The following is a 14,830-nucleotide window of genomic DNA, read 5'->3' as shown; positions in this document are numbered from 1 at the left end:
GACATGGCCGGCCGCGCCTCCATCGAGCTCAAGGGCAAGGAACTCGGCATCGACCTCGGCGGCGACCGCGAACTCGTCGGCCGCGTCGTCGAACGCGTGAAGGAGCGCGAGCTCAAGGGCTACACCTACGAGGCGGCCGACGCCAGCTTCGAACTGCTGCTCCGCGCGGAGGCCGAGGGCAGGCCCCTGAAGTACTTCGACGTGGAGTCCTGGCGGGCCATCGTCGAGGACCGCCCCGACGGCACCCACGCCAACGAGGCCACGGTCAAGCTGTGGGCCAAGAGCGAGCGCATCGTCGCCACCGCCGAGGGCAACGGCCCGGTCAACGCCCTCGACCGCGCCCTGCGCGTCGCCCTGGAGAAGATCTACCCCCAGCTGGGCGCCCTCGAGCTCGTCGACTACAAGGTCCGCATCCTGGAGGGCCGGCACGGCACCTCCTCCACCACCCGCGTGCTCATCTCCACCTCCGACGGCAAGGGCGAGTGGTCCACCGTGGGCGTCGCCGACAACGTCATCGCCGCCTCCTGGCAGGCCCTGGAGGACGCGTACACCTACGGGCTGCTCCGGGCGGGCGTCGAGCCGGCGCAGTAGCCACAGCGTGGAGGCAACGTGCTGGGCGGCGGTGAGCCGGTCCGGTAGCCCGTCCGGGTGGTCAGGGCCACCGGGTGGTCGAGGCCGCCGAGTGATCAGGGCGCGCGCCAGATGTTGTCGAAGGCCGCGTCCTCGATGCGCCGCCGCTGCCGTACGGCCTCCAGCTCCTGCACCGCCTCGTGGACGGCGGCCAGCACGGTCAGCGCGGCCTCGTCGTCCGGCTCGGCGGCCTCGCCGGACTCGCCGGCCGCCTCGGCCGGGATGCCCAGCGCGGCGGCCAGCCCGGCGAGGACGGGCTCGCGGTCGGCCCAGCGGTCGGCCGCCGCGCGCCGCGCCGGCGAGTCGACCGGCACCGGCCGGTCGGACCCCCGGGGCATCCACCGGTGCCGCCGCCCGGCCACCTGCCCCGCCGCCTCCAGCACATCGACGTACGCCGAGGCCAGGCCCCGCCCCCGGCGCCACAGCCAGTCCTCGACGGTCTCGTACGGCGCCTCGCGGACCAGCGCCGCCCCCGCCTCGTCCAGCAGGCGGTCGTCCGTGGCCGGCACCAGTCCGGGCAGGATGCGCTCGCCGTCCAGGGAGACGGACCCGGCCGAGAGCAGGTCGACCAGTTCGGCCCCGGCCAGGGCCAGTGACAGGTCGCCCTGCTCCACGGGGTGCGTGCCCGGAACGTCCAGGGTGACGAAGAACAGGTCACGCGATGTGCTCATGCCGGACTCCAGGTCGGGGCGGTGACGACGGCGGGGTGTTCCCGGCCGGTCGGCCGGCCCGGCCGCCCGGCCGGGCCATGCCCTGCCTGACGATACGTCACCTCAGCTGCCACTTCTGGTTCGCCGCCCCCGTGCACGACCAGATCTGCACGCGGGTGCCGTCGGCCGAGGAGTTGTCGGTGACGTCCAGACACTTGTCCGCGGCGAGGTTCACCACATCACCGGTCGACGCGTTGTACGACCACTGCTGCGCCCCGGTGCCATTGCAGTCGTACAGCTGTACCTTCGCGCCGTCGGCCGTCGAGCCCGACGTCACGTCCAGGCACTTGCCGAGCGCCTGGACCGATCCGTCCGCCCGCACCGTCCACTGCTGGGCGGCCGTGCCGTTGCAGGCGTAGAGCTGCACGGGCGTGCCGTTCGCCGACGAGGCACCTGCCACGTCCAGGCACTTGCCCGCCAGTCCCACGAACGCCCCCGACCGGCTGCCGCCGCCCGACTGCGTCCCCGACCAGGTGAAGGTCGCCGAGGTCTTGCCCGGCAGCGAGTAAGTGGCGTGCTGCGAGCCCCAGTCGATGGTGACCGTCTTCGCGCTCGACGCGTCGTTGTAGGCGATCAGCGCCTTGCTGCCGTCCGGGTTGCGCCAGGCCACGTTCGGCACGGACGACGAGGCGGTCGACGCGATCCGCTGCGCGCCCGGCCGGACGAACTTCGTCAGATGCCCCATGTCGTAGTACTCGACGGTGTAGTCCACCTGGCCGGCCTGCGCGTCGCCGTTGTGCACCGTGATCAGCCCGCTGCACGTCCCGCATCCGCCGTTGTGCGGCCCGCGGTCCTGGTCCACCGCCAGCGACCACTTCGTCACCGACTTCGCCCAGTTGCGCGTGTAGTCGACGATGTTGAGCATGTCCTCGCGCTGCTGGTTCGCGATCCAGGTGCCGCCCGAGTGTTCGGTGCCGAAGGCGTCCAGCTGCGGATACCGGTCGTGGACCGTGGTCTGCTTCGTGACGTCGCCGCCGTAGCCGTGCCAGGCGATCCCGCCGAAGTTCGGATGCGAGCGGACCGCCGGGTCGTCCACCGTCTGCGTGGCGTAGGAGTCGTAGGTGTCCCAGTTCCAGTCGTCCGCGAGGACCTTCGTGGTCAGCCCGGCCGCCTGGAGCCTCGGCAGCAGCTCGCTCTTGGTGAAGTACGCCAGGCCGGAGGCGTTCCAGCTCATGGACGGATAGCCGGAGCAGCACGTCGGCTCGTTCTGCGCGGTCACATAGGAGACGGGTATGCCCTGGTCGCGGTACGCCTGGAGGTACTTCACGAAGTACGCGGCGTAGGCTCCGTAGTCCTCCGCCTTCAGCCAGCCGCCGTTGAGCGAGCCGCTGTCCTTCATCCAGGCCGGTGCGGTCCACGGCGAGGCCATCACGGTCAGGGACGGGTTCAGCTGGAGCGCCTGCCGGGTGAGCGGGACGACGTCCGCGAGGTCGTGTGCGATCGAGAACTTCGCCAGGGACGGGTCGCTCTGCCCGGCCGGCACGTCGTCGTAGGTGTACCCGTAACGCGCCAGGTCCGAGGCGCCCATCGGATTGCGCAGGAACGACAGTCCGATGCCGTCCGTGGGTGAGAACAGCTTGCGCATGGTGGCGTCCCGGGTCGCCGGGGACAGCGCGCCGCTGCTGTTCATCAGCCAGGCCGCGGTGTCCGTGAAGGACGCGCCGCCGCCGGTGAAGGTCTGGTAGCGGGTGTTCTCGTCGACCGTGATGTTCTCGCCGTCGCCGCCGGTGCCGGACTGGAAGGTGAACGGTGTCTGCTGCTGGAGCCCGCGGACCACATGCCGCCCGCCGGAGTCGTCGGTCGTGGTCAGCCAGGCGGTGACCTGCTCGCCGGCCGCGTGCGCGGACGGAGCGGTCACGGTGGTCAGCCCGGCGGTGGCCAGCAGGCCCGCGAGGAGCAGTCGAGCCGTGCGCAGAGGTCTTCTCGGTCTTCTCATGGATGCGCCGCCCTTCTGGGTGGGGGATGGGAGGCGTGACGAGCCGTGAGTAAATGACGACATCTCAGGGCCGTCAAGAGGTCGCGCGTTCACAAGCCGAAGGAACAACGCGCCTACTTCGGCCGTGGGTTGCTGCTGTACCAGCTGTTGTGTGAAGTCTTGACGGGTCGAGCGCCGCCCTTGTTAACTCACGCCGTGATCTAAGTCATGAGCGAGTCCCCGAGTCGCGGGAAGGTCCGTCCATGCGAAGAACCGCCCTGCTCGCCTCCGCCACCCTGCTCACCGCGCTGATCCCGCTGGCGTCCGCGCACGCCGCCCCGGATCCCGCGCCCGACCCCGCCCCGGTGCCCGTCGACCGTTTCGAGGGCGAGGTGCCCTTCGCGAACCAGCCCGCCGAGGGCATCTTCACCTGGGGTGGCGACAGCGACGACCCGCCCACCCTCCAGCTCGCCGCCCGTCCCGACGCCCCCGAGGGCGCCAAGGTGCTCTCCGGCACCTACGACATCAGCGGCTACGGCGGCTTCACCCACGACTTCGCCGCCGGCCAGCCGGCCCACGACTGGTCCGCCCACCAGGGCATCCGCTTCTGGTGGGACGGCCAGGACAACGGCAGGAAGATCGCCTTCGAGATCAAGGACGGCGGCGCGAACGGCGAGGCGTCCGAGCTGTGGACGACCTCCTTCACCGACGACTTCAGCGGCTGGAAACAGGTGGAGCTGCCCTTCACCGACTTCACCTATCGCACGGACTACCAGCCCGTCGGCGGCATCGACCACGTCCTCGGCCTGACGCAGATGTGGGGCTACGCGCTGACGCTCCCGGCCGGCACCAAGGGCGGCTTCGCCATGGACGACGTGGAGCTGTACGGCAAGGCGGACCAGTCGCTGCGCGCCTCCGTCACCACCGACGCGCCGGTCTACCCGGTCCACGAGGGCGGCACGGCCGCCGTCAGGATCACCCTCGCCACCACCGGCTCCGCCCCCGTCGACGAGCCCGTCACCGTCGAGTACCGCACGGCGGCCACCGGCTCCGCCCGGCCCGGCCAGGACTACACCCCCGTCTCCGGCACCCTCACCTTCCCCGCGGGCACCGCCTCCGGGACCTCCCGGACCGTCGAGGTCCCCACGCTGAAGGACAGGTCGGCCGAGCCGGCCGAGACCGTCCCGCTCCAGCTCACCGTCACCGGCGCCAAGGCCCCGGCCGAGACCCCCGAGGTCGTCGTCGACGCCCACGGACTGCCGTACCTGGACAGCAGGCTGCCGGTGAGGAAGCGGGTCGCGGACCTGGTCTCCCGGATGTCCCTGGAGGAGAAGGCCGGGCAGATGACCCAGGCCGAGCGCGGCGCGATGTCCGCACCGGGCGACATCGCCGCCTACGGCCTCGGCTCACTGCTCTCCGGCGGCGGCTCGACCCCGACGCCCAACACCGCCGAGGCCTGGGCGAAGATGATCGACGCCTTCCAGCTCCGCGCGCAGGCCACCCGCTTCCAGATCCCGCTGATCTACGGCGTGGACGCGGTGCACGGCCACAACAACCTGGCCGGCGCCACGATCATGCCGCACAACATCGGCATCGGCGCCACCCGCGACCCGCAACTGGCCGAGAAGACGGGCGCGGTGACGGCGAGCGAGGTGCGCGCCACCGGCGTCCCCTGGGACTTCGCGCCCTGCCTGTGCGTCTCCCGCGACGAACGCTGGGGCCGCTCCTACGAGTCCTTCGGCGAGGACCCGGCCCTGGTGACCTCCATGGAGACCGTCATCCAGGGCCTCCAGGGACGGGCGGACGGACGTGACCTGAGCCGTGACGACAAGGTGCTGGCCACCGCCAAGCACTTCGTCGGCGACGGCGGCACCGAGTACGGCTCCTCGACCACCGGCACGTACACCATCGACCAGGGCGTCACCAAGGTCACCCGGCAGCAGCTGGAGGCCGTCCACCTGGCGCCGTACCAGACCGCCGTCGACCGGGGCATCGGCACGGTCATGCCGTCCTACTCCTCGCTCGACATCGCCGGCGACGGACAGGGCCCGGTGAAGATGCACGCCCGCGGCGACATGATCAACGGCGTGCTCAAGGACCGGATGGGCTTCGACGGCTTCGTCATCAGCGACTGGAACGCCATCGACCAGCTCCCCGGCGACTACGCCTCCCACGTCCGCACGTCGGTGAACGCGGGCGTCGACATGATGATGGTCCCGTACACCTACAAGGACTTCAGCACGACGCTGACCGACGAGGTGAAGGCGGGCCGGGTCAGCGTCAAGCGCGTCGACGACGCGGTGTCGCGCATCCTGACCGAGAAGTTCCGGCTGGGCCTGTTCGAACACCCCTACGCCGACACCAGCGGCGCCGCGCGGATCGGTTCCGCCGCGCACCGGGCCGTCGCCCGCCAGGCCGCCGCGGAGTCCCAGGTGCTGCTGAAGAACAGCGGCGGCGTGCTCCCGCTGAAGAAGGACCAGAAGGTCTACGTCGCCGGATCCGACGCCGACGACCTCGGCAACCAGACCGGCGGCTGGACCATCACCTGGCAGGGCGAGTCCGGCACCCACACCCAGGGCACGACCATCCTTCAGGGCATGCGGAACGCCGGGGGAGACGTCACCTACTCCAAGGACGCCTCCGCGTCCACGGACGGCTACGACGTCGGCGTGGTCGTCGTCGGCGAGACCCCGTACGCCGAGGGCGTCGGCGACGTCGGCAACGGCCACGGCCTTCAGCTGTCGGCCGCCGACCAGGCCGCCGTGGACAAGGTGTGCGCGGCGATGAAGTGCGCGGTGCTGATCGTCTCCGGCCGGCCGCAGCTGATCGGCGACCGGCTCGGGAAGATCGACGCCCTCGTCGCCTCCTGGCTGCCGGGCACCGAGGGCGACGGCGTCGCCGACGTGCTCTACGGCAGGCGTCCCTTCACCGGTCAGCTCCCCGTGACCTGGCCGAAGTCGGAACAGCAGCTGCCGATCAACGTGGGCGACGCCTCCTACGACCCGCAGTTCCCCTACGGCTGGGGTCTGACCACGCTCACCAAGGTGCCCTCGGGCGGCACGGCGACGCTGCGGGCGCTGGGCCTGGCGGCGACGGCGGCCGAGAGGGCGCACGCGGCCCAGGCCGGCCGCGCCCTCGTCACCCAGGCCCGGCTGATCGTCCAGCAGAAGGTGACCGGGGCGGGCGGGACCGGCATGAGCGCGGCGGTGGCCAAGCCCTTCGCCGACGCCGACCACCTGCTGCTGACCGGCAGGTACGGGGCGGCGGTGGAACGGCTGACGGCCGCGTACCGGGCGGCGTGATCGGCTGCTCGGAGCCGTCGACCGAAGGCGCACCGCGCGTGGTACGCGCGCGGTGCGCCTTCCCGTCGGCATGAATGACCCTGTTTGTCCACTTTCGGGTAGCGTCGAACCATGAAGGCCGTCGCTCTGACCCGAGCCCCCGCCCATCTGCTGGTCGTGCTCGCGGTGGCCGTCATGGCCGTCCTGGCGACCGGTGCCCCGCCCTCGGCGGCGGCCACCGGCATCTCGGCGGTCGCGCAGGCGCTGCGCGAGAATCCCGTCTACGTCGATCCGGCGGCCTCCGCCCAGCTGTCGAAGGCCGACGCCGACACGCTGGCCCGGCGGATCAAGGACGCGGACAAACCGCTCTTCATCGCCGTGCTGCCGGCCGACTTCCCGACGCAGAACCTCTTCACCGATCTGCGCACCGCCACCGGTGTCACCGGCGCCTACGCCATCCGCCTGGGCGACCGCTTCGACGCCCGCGCCGACGCCTCGGTGCTGCCGGGCACCGCCGTGCGGAACCTCGTCACCAGCGTCCAGGGCGAGAACGCCAGGACCCAGCTCACCGACTTCACCGACCGGGCCCTCGCGAACATGGGCGGCTCGGCTCCGTCCACCTGGGGCACCGCCGGTCACCGCGGTGGGGTGTCGAGCACCGCGCTGATCACCGCCGCCGCCGTCCTGGTGGCGGGCGGCGTGGGCGCGTACGCCCTGGTCCGGCGCAGCAGCCGGCGCCGGGCGGAGGAGCGGCGGGCCGCCCTGGACAGGCTGCGGGTCGTCGTGGACGAGGACATCACCGCCTTCGGCGAGGAGCTGGACCGCCTCGACTTCCATCCGGCGGAGCCCGGCGCGGACGACGCCATGCGCGCCGACTACGAACGGGCCCTGGACGCCTACGAACAGGCGAAGCAGCGGATGACCGAGGCCCGCGGACCCGAGGACGTGCGGGCCGTCACCGAGGCCCTGGAGGACGGCCGGTTCTCGCTCGCCCAGCTCGCCGCCCGCCGCGAGGGCCGCCCCCTGCCCGAACGCCGCCCGCCCTGCTTCTTCGACCCGCGCCACGGACCGTCGGTCGCCGACGCCACCTGGTCTCCACCCGGCGGCACGGCCCGTGAGGTCCCGGTCTGCGCCGCCGACCAGGTCCGCCTGGCCGAGGGCCGCGATCCGCGGGTCCGCGAGGTCGACACCGACTGGGGCCGCCGCCCCTACTGGGACGCGGGCCCGGCCTACGGCCCCTGGGCGGGTGGCTACTTCGGCGGCGGCATCCTCCCCGGCCTCCTGGTCGGCACCCTGCTCGGCAGCATGATGGCCGGCCCGGCCTACGGCGCCGACTACGGCACGGGCTACGGAGACTTCGGCGCGCACGACGGCTTCGGCGGCTACGAGGGCGGCGATGTGTCCGGTGCCGACTTCGACCCCGGCGACTTCGGCGGCGGCTTCGGCGACGGGGACGTCGGTGGGGGTGGCGGGGGAGGAGGGGACTTCGGGGGCGGGTTCTGAGCGTGGGGTGCGGGTCCGAGCGGCAGCGCACGTGACGGACCGGGCCTCCACGTGACGCGAAAGCGCCCGCCCTCCCTTACGGGGGAGTGGAGGGCGGGCGCGTTCAGGGGGCGCTCAGGCTCCGCGACGCGGGCCGCGGGCCGAGCTGCTCGGCTCAGGCCTGCCGGATCGCCGAGATGTCGAAGTTCAGCTTGATCTTGTCGGAGACCAGCACGCCACCCGTCTCCAGCGCGGCGTTCCAGGTCAGGCCCCACTCGGAGCGCAGGATCTCGGCCTTGCCCTCGAAACCGACGCGCTCGTTGCCGAAGGGGTCCTTGGCGGCGCCGTTGAACTCCAGGTCGATCGTGAGCGGCCTGGTCACGCCGAGGATGGTGAGGTCGCCGGTGATGCGGTAGTCGTCGCCGCCCAGGGCTTCGGCCTTGGTGGAGCGGAAGGTCATCGTCGGGAACTCGTCGGTCTTGAAGAAGTCCGAGCTCTTCAGGTGGCCGTCGCGGTCCGGCGAACCCGTGTCGATGCTGTCCATCGTGACGTCGATCGAGGCCGTGGACGCGCCGGGGTCGGTGCCGTCCAGGTGCAGGGCGCCGGTGAAGTCGGTGAACTTGCCCTTGACGTTCGTGACCATGGCGTGCCGTGCGACGAAGCCCAGCGTGGAGTGCGCCGGGTCGATCGTGTACTCGCCGGTCAGCGCGGCGAGGTCCGGGTTCACGGGGGCGGCGGTGGCGGTGGTGACGGTGCTCTCGGGGCTGTTGTTCTTGCGGCCGAAGATGCCCATGGGGTGCTCCTTGGGGACGGGATCGCTCGGCGCGGAGGGGGGAGCGCCGATGATGTTGAATGTTCAACCAGGTCAACAGTGACGACCGTAGACCTATTCCGTTCGAGTTTCAACATCATCCGTACGGGTGTCGTGGAAACGCCGCGACCAACGCCTGCGGCCCTCTGGCGGACGCGCGTAGAACTCGGGCACCATCTCCCTGCACCCCTTGCGCCATCGGCACCACCTGCACAGCCGCCCCACCAGTAGCTCGGCCAACCGCAGGAAGGGTCCCATGAAGACCGTGAAGACCATGAAGCTCAAGAAGGTCACGAAGACACGGGCCGCTCTCACCGCGCTCGCCCTCGTCGTCGCCCCCGGTGTCGCCGTCGTCGGTACCGCGACCGACGCCTTCGCCGTCACCAAGATCAGCCACGCCACCGCGACCCAGATGTTCCGTCAGGTCGGCATCACCTGGTCCTCGTCCGGCAACTGTTCCGACCGGAACAACCCCACCTGTACGTCCTTCGAGCAGCTCAACCTCGCCACCGCGCAGGGCGCCCAGACCCTCAAGCGCGCCAGCGGCTGCGCCCTCAACATCACCGGCGGGACCGAGACGGGCCACGCCTCCGGCACCTACTCCCACTGGAACGGCTACAAGCTCGACTACGGCAAGAACACCTGCATCACCGGCTACATCAAGAACAACTTCAGCTACATCGGGCTGCGCGGCGACGGAGCCCCGCAGTACAAGTCCGGCTCCGGCAACATCTACGCCGACGAGGGCAACCACTGGGACGTCCTGTACTACAACTGCGGCGGCTGCTGAGCGGCCTCCCTTCCCGGCCGGCCCGTCCGGGGCGGAGGCGGTGCCCGCCGCCGACCCCGGACGGGCCGTGCGGCACCATGGACGGAGCCCGTACCGGCGGTCGGTCCGTTCTCCTGACGGGTCATCACCGTCGCCCTCGGCTCCCCCCGTCTGGTCCTGCGTGTCACTCCAGGGATGGCATGCGCCACACTCGAATGTGAGGTGGCTCTCGCGCCCTGACTTTGTGTGACCTCTACAACGCCGGAGCCCTCTGAGCAGTCGGAAAGGCTGCAAGCCTCTAGGGTTCTGTTCAGGGGTACCAGGAAAACGGGCCGGAGACTGTACGGAGTCGACGGCTCGCTTTCCCAGGTGTCCTTCGTAAGGTCACTACATGACCGTTTTGGAAGAGACGACGGGTGAGCCGACCGGCGAGCCGACGGACGCGCGCGGGCGGGTCGCCGAACTGCACGGGATTCGTGCGCAGGCGGTGGCGGGTCCGAGTGAGAAGGCGACCGCGGCACAGCACGCCAAGGGCAAGCTGACGGCGCGGGAGCGGATCGAGCTGCTTCTGGACGCCGGGTCCTTCCAGGAGGTCGAGCAGTTGCGCCGGCACCGGGCGTCCGGTTTCGGCCTGGAGGCGAAGAAGCCGTACACCGACGGTGTGATCACCGGCTGGGGCACGGTGGAGGGCCGTACGGTCTTCGTCTACGCCCATGACTTCCGGATCTTCGGCGGCGCGCTGGGCGAGGCCCACGCCACGAAGATCCACAAGATCATGGACATGGCCATCGCGGCCGGTGCGCCCCTGGTCTCCCTGAACGACGGCGCCGGCGCCCGTATCCAGGAGGGCGTCAGTGCCCTCGCCGGTTACGGCGGCATCTTCCAGCGCAACACCAAGGCCAGCGGTGTCATCCCGCAGATCTCGGTGATGCTCGGCCCGTGCGCCGGTGGCGCGGCCTACAGCCCGGCGCTGACCGACTTCGTGTTCATGGTCCGTGACACCTCGCAGATGTTCATCACCGGCCCGGACGTGGTCAAGGCCGTCACCGGTGAGGAGATCACCCAGAACGGACTCGGCGGCGCGGACGTGCACGCCGAGACCTCCGGGGTGTGTCACTTCGCCTACGACGACGAGGAGACCTGCATCGCCGAGGTGCGCTACCTCCTCTCCCTCCTCCCGCAGAACAACCGGGAGACCCCGCCCCGGGTGGACACCGGAGACCCGGCCGACCGCCGCAGCGACGTTCTCCTGGACCTGGTCCCGGCGGACGGCAACCGGCCGTACGACATGGCCAAGGTCATCGAGGAGATCGTCGACGACGGCGAGTACCTCGAGGTCCACGAGCGCTGGGCGCGCAACATCATCTGCGCGCTGGCCCGCCTGGACGGCCAGGTCGTCGGCATCATCGCCAACCAGCCGCAGGTGCTGGCCGGCGTGCTGGACATCGAGGCGAGTGAAAAAGCTGCGCGCTTTGTCCAGATGTGTGACGCTTTCAATATCCCGATCGTCACCTTCCTGGACGTCCCGGGGTTCCTCCCCGGAGTCGACCAGGAGCACGGCGGGATCATCCGGCACGGCGCGAAGCTGCTGTACGCCTACTGCAACGCCACCGTGCCGCGGATCTCGCTGATCCTGCGCAAGGCGTACGGAGGTGCCTACATCGTGATGGACTCCCAGTCGATCGGCGCCGACCTCACCTACGCCTGGCCGACCAACGAGATCGCCGTGATGGGCGCCGAGGGCGCGGCCAACGTCATCTTCCGCCGCCAGATCGCCCAGGCCGAGGACCCCGAGGCCATGCGGCAGAAGATGGTCAAGGAGTACAAGGCCGAGCTGATGCACCCGTACTACGCGGCCGAACGCGGCCTCGTGGACGACGTCATCGACCCCGCCGACACCCGCCAGACCCTCATCCGGTCCCTGGCCATGCTCCACACCAAGCACGCCGACCTGCCCTCCCGCAAGCACGGCAACCCCCCGCAGTGAGCGCAGCGACCCCCGTAACCCAGTGGACGCGCCGCGGCAACCCCGCGGAACCCTCAGCCACGGAGACTGATCCCATGGACACGCCTGACATCCGCGTCGAGAAGGGCCACGCCGAGCCCGAGGAGGTGGCCGCCATCACGGCCGTCCTCCTCGCCCGTGCCGCGGCCCGCCCCGCCGACACGACCCCGTCCCACCGCGGCCGCGCCAGGGCCGGCTGGCGCCGCCTGGAGCGCGAGAAGGGCTTCCGCGGCCCGCACAGCTGGCACTGAGAGCCGTACGACTCCGCAAGGGGCTCACCCGTCAGGGTGAGCCCCTTGCGCATGCGCCCGGAGGGAAGGAAGGGCAGGGGAGGGAACGGCAAGGGGCCCTCTCCCGGTTTCGGGAGAGGGCCCCTGCGCGGGCCGTGCGCCGAGCGCTACCGCAGGCGCGCCATCAGCGCGTGCTCCACGAGAGTGATCAGCGTGGACTTGGCGTCCGCGCGGTGCCGGGCGTCGGTGGTGATGATCGGCGTGTCCGGGCCGATCTGGAGCGCCTCGCGGACCTCGTCCGGGTTGTACGGCTGCTGGCCGTCGAATCCGTTGAGGGCGATCACGAACGGCAGGCCGCTGTTCTCGAAGTAGTCGACGGCGGGGAAGCAGTCGGCGAGCCTCCGCGTGTCGACGAGGACCACGGCGCCGATGGCGCCGCGGACCAGGTCGTCCCACATGAACCAGAAGCGGTCCTGGCCGGGCGTGCCGAACAGGTACAGGATCAGGTCCTGGTCCAGGGTGATACGGCCGAAGTCCATGGCCACCGTGGTGGTGGTCTTGTCGCCCGTGTGGGTGAGGTCGTCGATGCCCGCGGACGCGGATGTCATGACGGCCTCTGTGCGCAGCGGGTTGATCTCCGAGACGGCGCCGACGAACGTGGTCTTGCCCACGCCGAAGCCGCCCGCCACCACGATCTTCGCGGAAGTGGTGGAACGACTGGGAGAAACCGGCCCTCCGCTAGAGCTTGCGAAGTCCACTGAGCACCCTTTCGAGCAGTGTCACGTCTGGCTGGCCGCCGGCGTTCTCGTCGCCGCCGGGCTGATGGATGGCGACCAGGCCCGCCTCCGCCAAGTCGGCGACGAGGATCCTGGCCACGCCGAGAGGAATCGTCAGCAGGGCCGAGATCTCGGCCACCGACTTGATCTCGCGGCACAGATGGCAGATCCGCTGATGTTCGGGCAGCTGGCCCTGCATCTGGTGCGGCTGCGCCGTGGTGTGCACCAGCGCCTCGATGGCGAGCTGGTACCGCGGCCTGGTGCGGCCGCCCGTCATGGCGTACGGGCGGACCAGGGGGTTGTTCGTCGCGCCCGCGGGCGCCGGCTCAGGGGTGCGTCGCTGCGGCTGCACCGGCTGGATGCGCGGCGCCGGCGGCTGGTCGTACGGCGACGGGCCGGGGCCCTGCGGCGCGTACGGCCGGCGGTGGTGGGGGACGGAGGGGAAGGCGTAAGGGTTCGACGAACCGTCGCCGTGGCCCTGCGCGGGGCCGTACGACCAGTTGCCCGAAGACGAACCGCCTGGGGGTGTTGCCACTCTTACTCCTCCTCCGACTGCGCCGGGCGCCCAACCGTGTGGAAGCCGCGTCCCGAAACCTTACGGCCCCGGGACACCAAAACGCACCGTCTGTCTGTTAGTTGAGAAGGCTCCCCTGGAGTTCCGCACGGAGGTCCGGAGTCAGAACCGTGCCCGCGCGGTCCACCAGAAGGGCCATCTCGTACCCAATGAGACCGATGTCCGCCTCCGGGTGTGCGAGAACCGCGAGCGAGGACCCGTCGGAGATGGACATGATGAAGAGGAATCCCCGCTCCATCTCCACAACCGTCTGGTTCACGCTGCCGCCCTCGAAGATGCGCGAGGCACCGGCGGTCAGTGAGGTCAGACCGGAGGCGACGGCCGCGAGCTGGTCGGCGCGGTCGCGGGGGAAGCCTTCGGACATCGCCAGAAGGAGTCCGTCGGCGGAGACCACCACGGTGTGGGACACCCCGGGGGTGTTGTCCACGAAGTTGGTGATCAACCAGTTCAGGTTCTGTGCCGCCTGGCTCATCGGGCTCACACTAACGCTCCTGGTTGTAGGTGCTGTCAGGACCACTGTGTTCAATCCTCGTGGCCTGGCCGTTCTTTTCACTTCCTGCGCTGCGTCCCCGCTGGACGCCCCGGCGCAGGTTGCTCAACCTGCCCCTGACGTCCTCGGGGGCGCGGGAGACCTGTGGGCCGCCCTGCGGGGTCGATGCCGCCGCACCCTCGACCAGGTTGGCCTTGGGCACTCGCCGCGGCAGGCCGGAGGAGGTCACTCCGCCCGCCTTGGGTTTCCGGAGCTGCGCGGCCTGCGACCACCGCTCGTCGTTGTCCGAACGCCAGCCGCTGTCGCCGTTGCTCTCCGGACCGGGGGCCGGCGCCTGCCGCTGCACGGGCTGCGCACCGTTCGAGCCGCTCGGGGTCGAACCACGGCGGGGCAACCCGGCGTCGGTCAGCTCGTGGGCGGCGGAGGAGGCCGTTCCCGGACGGTCGAAGCCTACGCGGTCACCGTCGTTCCCGTCAGCGGCCTGCGCTGATTCCGTTTCCGGAGCGTACTGGTCCGTGTAGCCGCCGAGGAAACCGTCGGCCTGCTGCCAGTCGTCCTGGTAGGGCTGCTCCTGGTAACCCGCGTACGGCTCCGCCGCGCCGGCCTGGGCGGAGGCGTGCTCGCCCTGCGCCGGCTCGGAGTAGGAGCCGGCCTCCGGGTAACCGCCGTTCGCCGTGTAGGCGCCGTTCTGCGGCAGGCCCGCGTCCGGCGCGTAGTACGCCTGCTCGTACGACTGCTGTCCCTGCTGCTCGTACGACTGCTGTCCCTGCTGGTCGTACGCCGTCTGCTGCTGCTCGTCGTACGACTGAGCGCCGTAGCCGCCGTTCTGCTCGGGGTACGCCACCTGACCGGTGTCGTAGGCGGGCTGCCGGCCGGCGGGCTCCTCGGGGTACGCGGGCGCCTCGGGCGCCTGCGGCGCGACCGCCTCGCCGTGCGACTGGGCCTCCAGGGCGGCCCGGCGCTCCTCGCGCTTGAGGGAGCGGCCGACCGGGTCCAGCTCGCGGATGTCGTCGGGGACGTCCGCGTAGCGGCTGTCGTCGAAGCCGAGTTCGGCGGCGGTGCGCATGGGCGGCAGCTGGCCGAAGTCCTCGCCCTGGAACTCCTGCTCCGGGATGATCTGCGAGACGGTGAACTCGTCGCGGTCCAGCGTCTGCTCG

12 protein-coding genes and 1 pseudogene are annotated in these 14,830 nt (G+C 70.8%); 6 read left to right on the top strand and 7 right to left on the bottom strand.

Annotated features, from left to right (window positions below):
• Positions 1–591 (top strand): alpha-isopropylmalate synthase regulatory domain-containing protein (locus ABZ484_RS36010; RefSeq protein ID WP_358870176.1); only part of this gene is annotated, 591 nt, incomplete at its 5' end.
• 95 nt (positions 592–686) lie between these two features.
• Here the strand turns inward: ABZ484_RS36010 and ABZ484_RS36005 are convergent.
• Together ABZ484_RS36005 and ABZ484_RS36000 are read right to left on the bottom strand one after the other, a co-directional pair.
• A complete protein-coding gene (locus ABZ484_RS36005) occupies positions 687–1,301 on the bottom strand; it encodes a GPP34 family phosphoprotein (RefSeq protein WP_358870175.1) in 615 nt (204 codons plus the stop codon).
• A gap of 97 nt (positions 1,302–1,398) precedes the next feature.
• On the bottom strand, positions 1,399–3,276 hold the full coding sequence (locus ABZ484_RS36000; protein ID WP_358870174.1) for a ricin-type beta-trefoil lectin domain protein: 1,878 nt from the start codon (positions 3,274–3,276) through the stop codon (positions 1,399–1,401).
• Between the two features lie 242 nt (positions 3,277–3,518).
• Here ABZ484_RS36000 and ABZ484_RS35995 point away from each other — a divergent pair, with 242 nt between their 5' ends.
• Together ABZ484_RS35995 and ABZ484_RS35990 are read left to right on the top strand one after the other, a co-directional pair.
• On the top strand, positions 3,519–6,557 hold the full coding sequence (locus ABZ484_RS35995; RefSeq protein ID WP_358870173.1) for a glycoside hydrolase family 3 N-terminal domain-containing protein: 3,039 nt from the start codon (positions 3,519–3,521) through the stop codon (positions 6,555–6,557).
• A gap of 111 nt (positions 6,558–6,668) precedes the next feature.
• Positions 6,669–8,039 carry a hypothetical protein gene (locus tag ABZ484_RS35990; protein ID WP_358870172.1) on the top strand — a complete coding sequence of 457 codons (1,371 nt, stop codon included), beginning with the start codon at positions 6,669–6,671 and terminating at the stop codon, positions 8,037–8,039.
• Positions 8,040–8,193: 154 nt separating this feature from the next.
• On the opposite strand, the gene ABZ484_RS35985 is transcribed toward ABZ484_RS35990, so the two are convergent.
• Positions 8,194–8,811 carry a YceI family protein gene (locus ABZ484_RS35985; protein WP_358870171.1) on the bottom strand — a complete coding sequence of 206 codons (618 nt, stop codon included), beginning with the start codon at positions 8,809–8,811 and terminating at the stop codon, positions 8,194–8,196.
• Between the two features lie 274 nt (positions 8,812–9,085).
• Here ABZ484_RS35985 and ABZ484_RS35980 point away from each other — a divergent pair, with 274 nt between their 5' ends.
• The 3 genes from ABZ484_RS35980 (at position 9,086) to ABZ484_RS35970 (ending at position 11,854) form a co-directional block, all read left to right on the top strand.
• Positions 9,086–9,619, top strand: a complete 534-nt coding sequence (locus tag ABZ484_RS35980; RefSeq protein WP_358870170.1) for a hypothetical protein — start codon at positions 9,086–9,088, stop codon at positions 9,617–9,619.
• A gap of 370 nt (positions 9,620–9,989) precedes the next feature.
• Positions 9,990–11,585, top strand: coding sequence for an acyl-CoA carboxylase subunit beta (locus tag ABZ484_RS35975; RefSeq protein WP_358870169.1), 1,596 nt, complete (start codon positions 9,990–9,992; stop codon positions 11,583–11,585).
• Between the two features lie 74 nt (positions 11,586–11,659).
• The gene (locus ABZ484_RS35970; protein WP_358870168.1) at positions 11,660–11,854 is read left to right on the top strand and encodes an acyl-CoA carboxylase subunit epsilon; all 195 of its coding nucleotides are present in this window, start codon (positions 11,660–11,662) and stop codon (positions 11,852–11,854) included.
• A gap of 146 nt (positions 11,855–12,000) precedes the next feature.
• Here the strand turns inward: ABZ484_RS35970 and ABZ484_RS35965 are convergent, their stop codons facing one another.
• The 4 genes and pseudogenes from ABZ484_RS35965 to ABZ484_RS35950 form a co-directional block, all read right to left on the bottom strand.
• On the bottom strand, positions 12,001–12,591 hold the full coding sequence (locus tag ABZ484_RS35965) for an ATP/GTP-binding protein (protein WP_189900483.1): 591 nt from the start codon (positions 12,589–12,591) through the stop codon (positions 12,001–12,003).
• Entirely contained in the window at positions 12,572–13,144 is a 573-nt protein-coding gene (locus ABZ484_RS35960) for a DUF742 domain-containing protein (RefSeq protein ID WP_358870167.1), read from the bottom strand. The genes ABZ484_RS35965 and ABZ484_RS35960 overlap by 20 nt, the downstream gene beginning before the upstream one ends.
• A gap of 97 nt (positions 13,145–13,241) precedes the next feature.
• Entirely contained in the window at positions 13,242–13,655 is a 414-nt protein-coding gene (locus ABZ484_RS35955) for a roadblock/LC7 domain-containing protein (protein ID WP_004983065.1), read from the bottom strand.
• A 10-nt stretch (positions 13,656–13,665) separates the two neighbouring features.
• Positions 13,666–14,830, bottom strand: a pseudogene (locus tag ABZ484_RS35950) (ATPase); the annotation flags it as partial.

It is taken from the genome of Streptomyces sp. NPDC006393, from assembly GCF_040628575.1.
GTDB lineage: Bacteria > Actinomycetota > Actinomycetes > Streptomycetales > Streptomycetaceae > Streptomyces.
The sequence above is the reverse complement of the archived record's forward strand: the minus strand, read 5'-3'. Positions and strand labels throughout refer to the sequence as shown.

Excerpts from the sequence above, each read along its gene's own strand:
- ABZ484_RS36005 (WP_358870175.1), bottom strand. The coding sequence starts at position 1,301 with ATGAGCACATCGCGTGACCTGTTCTTCGTCACCCTGGACGTTCCGGGC.
- ABZ484_RS36000 (WP_358870174.1), bottom strand. The coding sequence starts at position 3,276 with ATGAGAAGACCGAGAAGACCTCTGCGCACGGCTCGACTGCTCCTCGCG.
- ABZ484_RS35995 (WP_358870173.1), top strand. The coding sequence starts at position 3,519 with ATGCGAAGAACCGCCCTGCTCGCCTCCGCCACCCTGCTCACCGCGCTG.
- ABZ484_RS35990 (WP_358870172.1), top strand. The coding sequence starts at position 6,669 with ATGAAGGCCGTCGCTCTGACCCGAGCCCCCGCCCATCTGCTGGTCGTG.
- ABZ484_RS35985 (WP_358870171.1), bottom strand. The coding sequence starts at position 8,811 with ATGGGCATCTTCGGCCGCAAGAACAACAGCCCCGAGAGCACCGTCACC.
- ABZ484_RS35980 (WP_358870170.1), top strand. The coding sequence starts at position 9,086 with ATGAAGACCGTGAAGACCATGAAGCTCAAGAAGGTCACGAAGACACGG.
- ABZ484_RS35975 (WP_358870169.1), top strand. The coding sequence starts at position 9,990 with ATGACCGTTTTGGAAGAGACGACGGGTGAGCCGACCGGCGAGCCGACG.
- ABZ484_RS35970 (WP_358870168.1), top strand. The coding sequence starts at position 11,660 with ATGGACACGCCTGACATCCGCGTCGAGAAGGGCCACGCCGAGCCCGAG.
- ABZ484_RS35955 (WP_004983065.1), bottom strand. The coding sequence starts at position 13,655 with ATGAGCCAGGCGGCACAGAACCTGAACTGGTTGATCACCAACTTCGTG.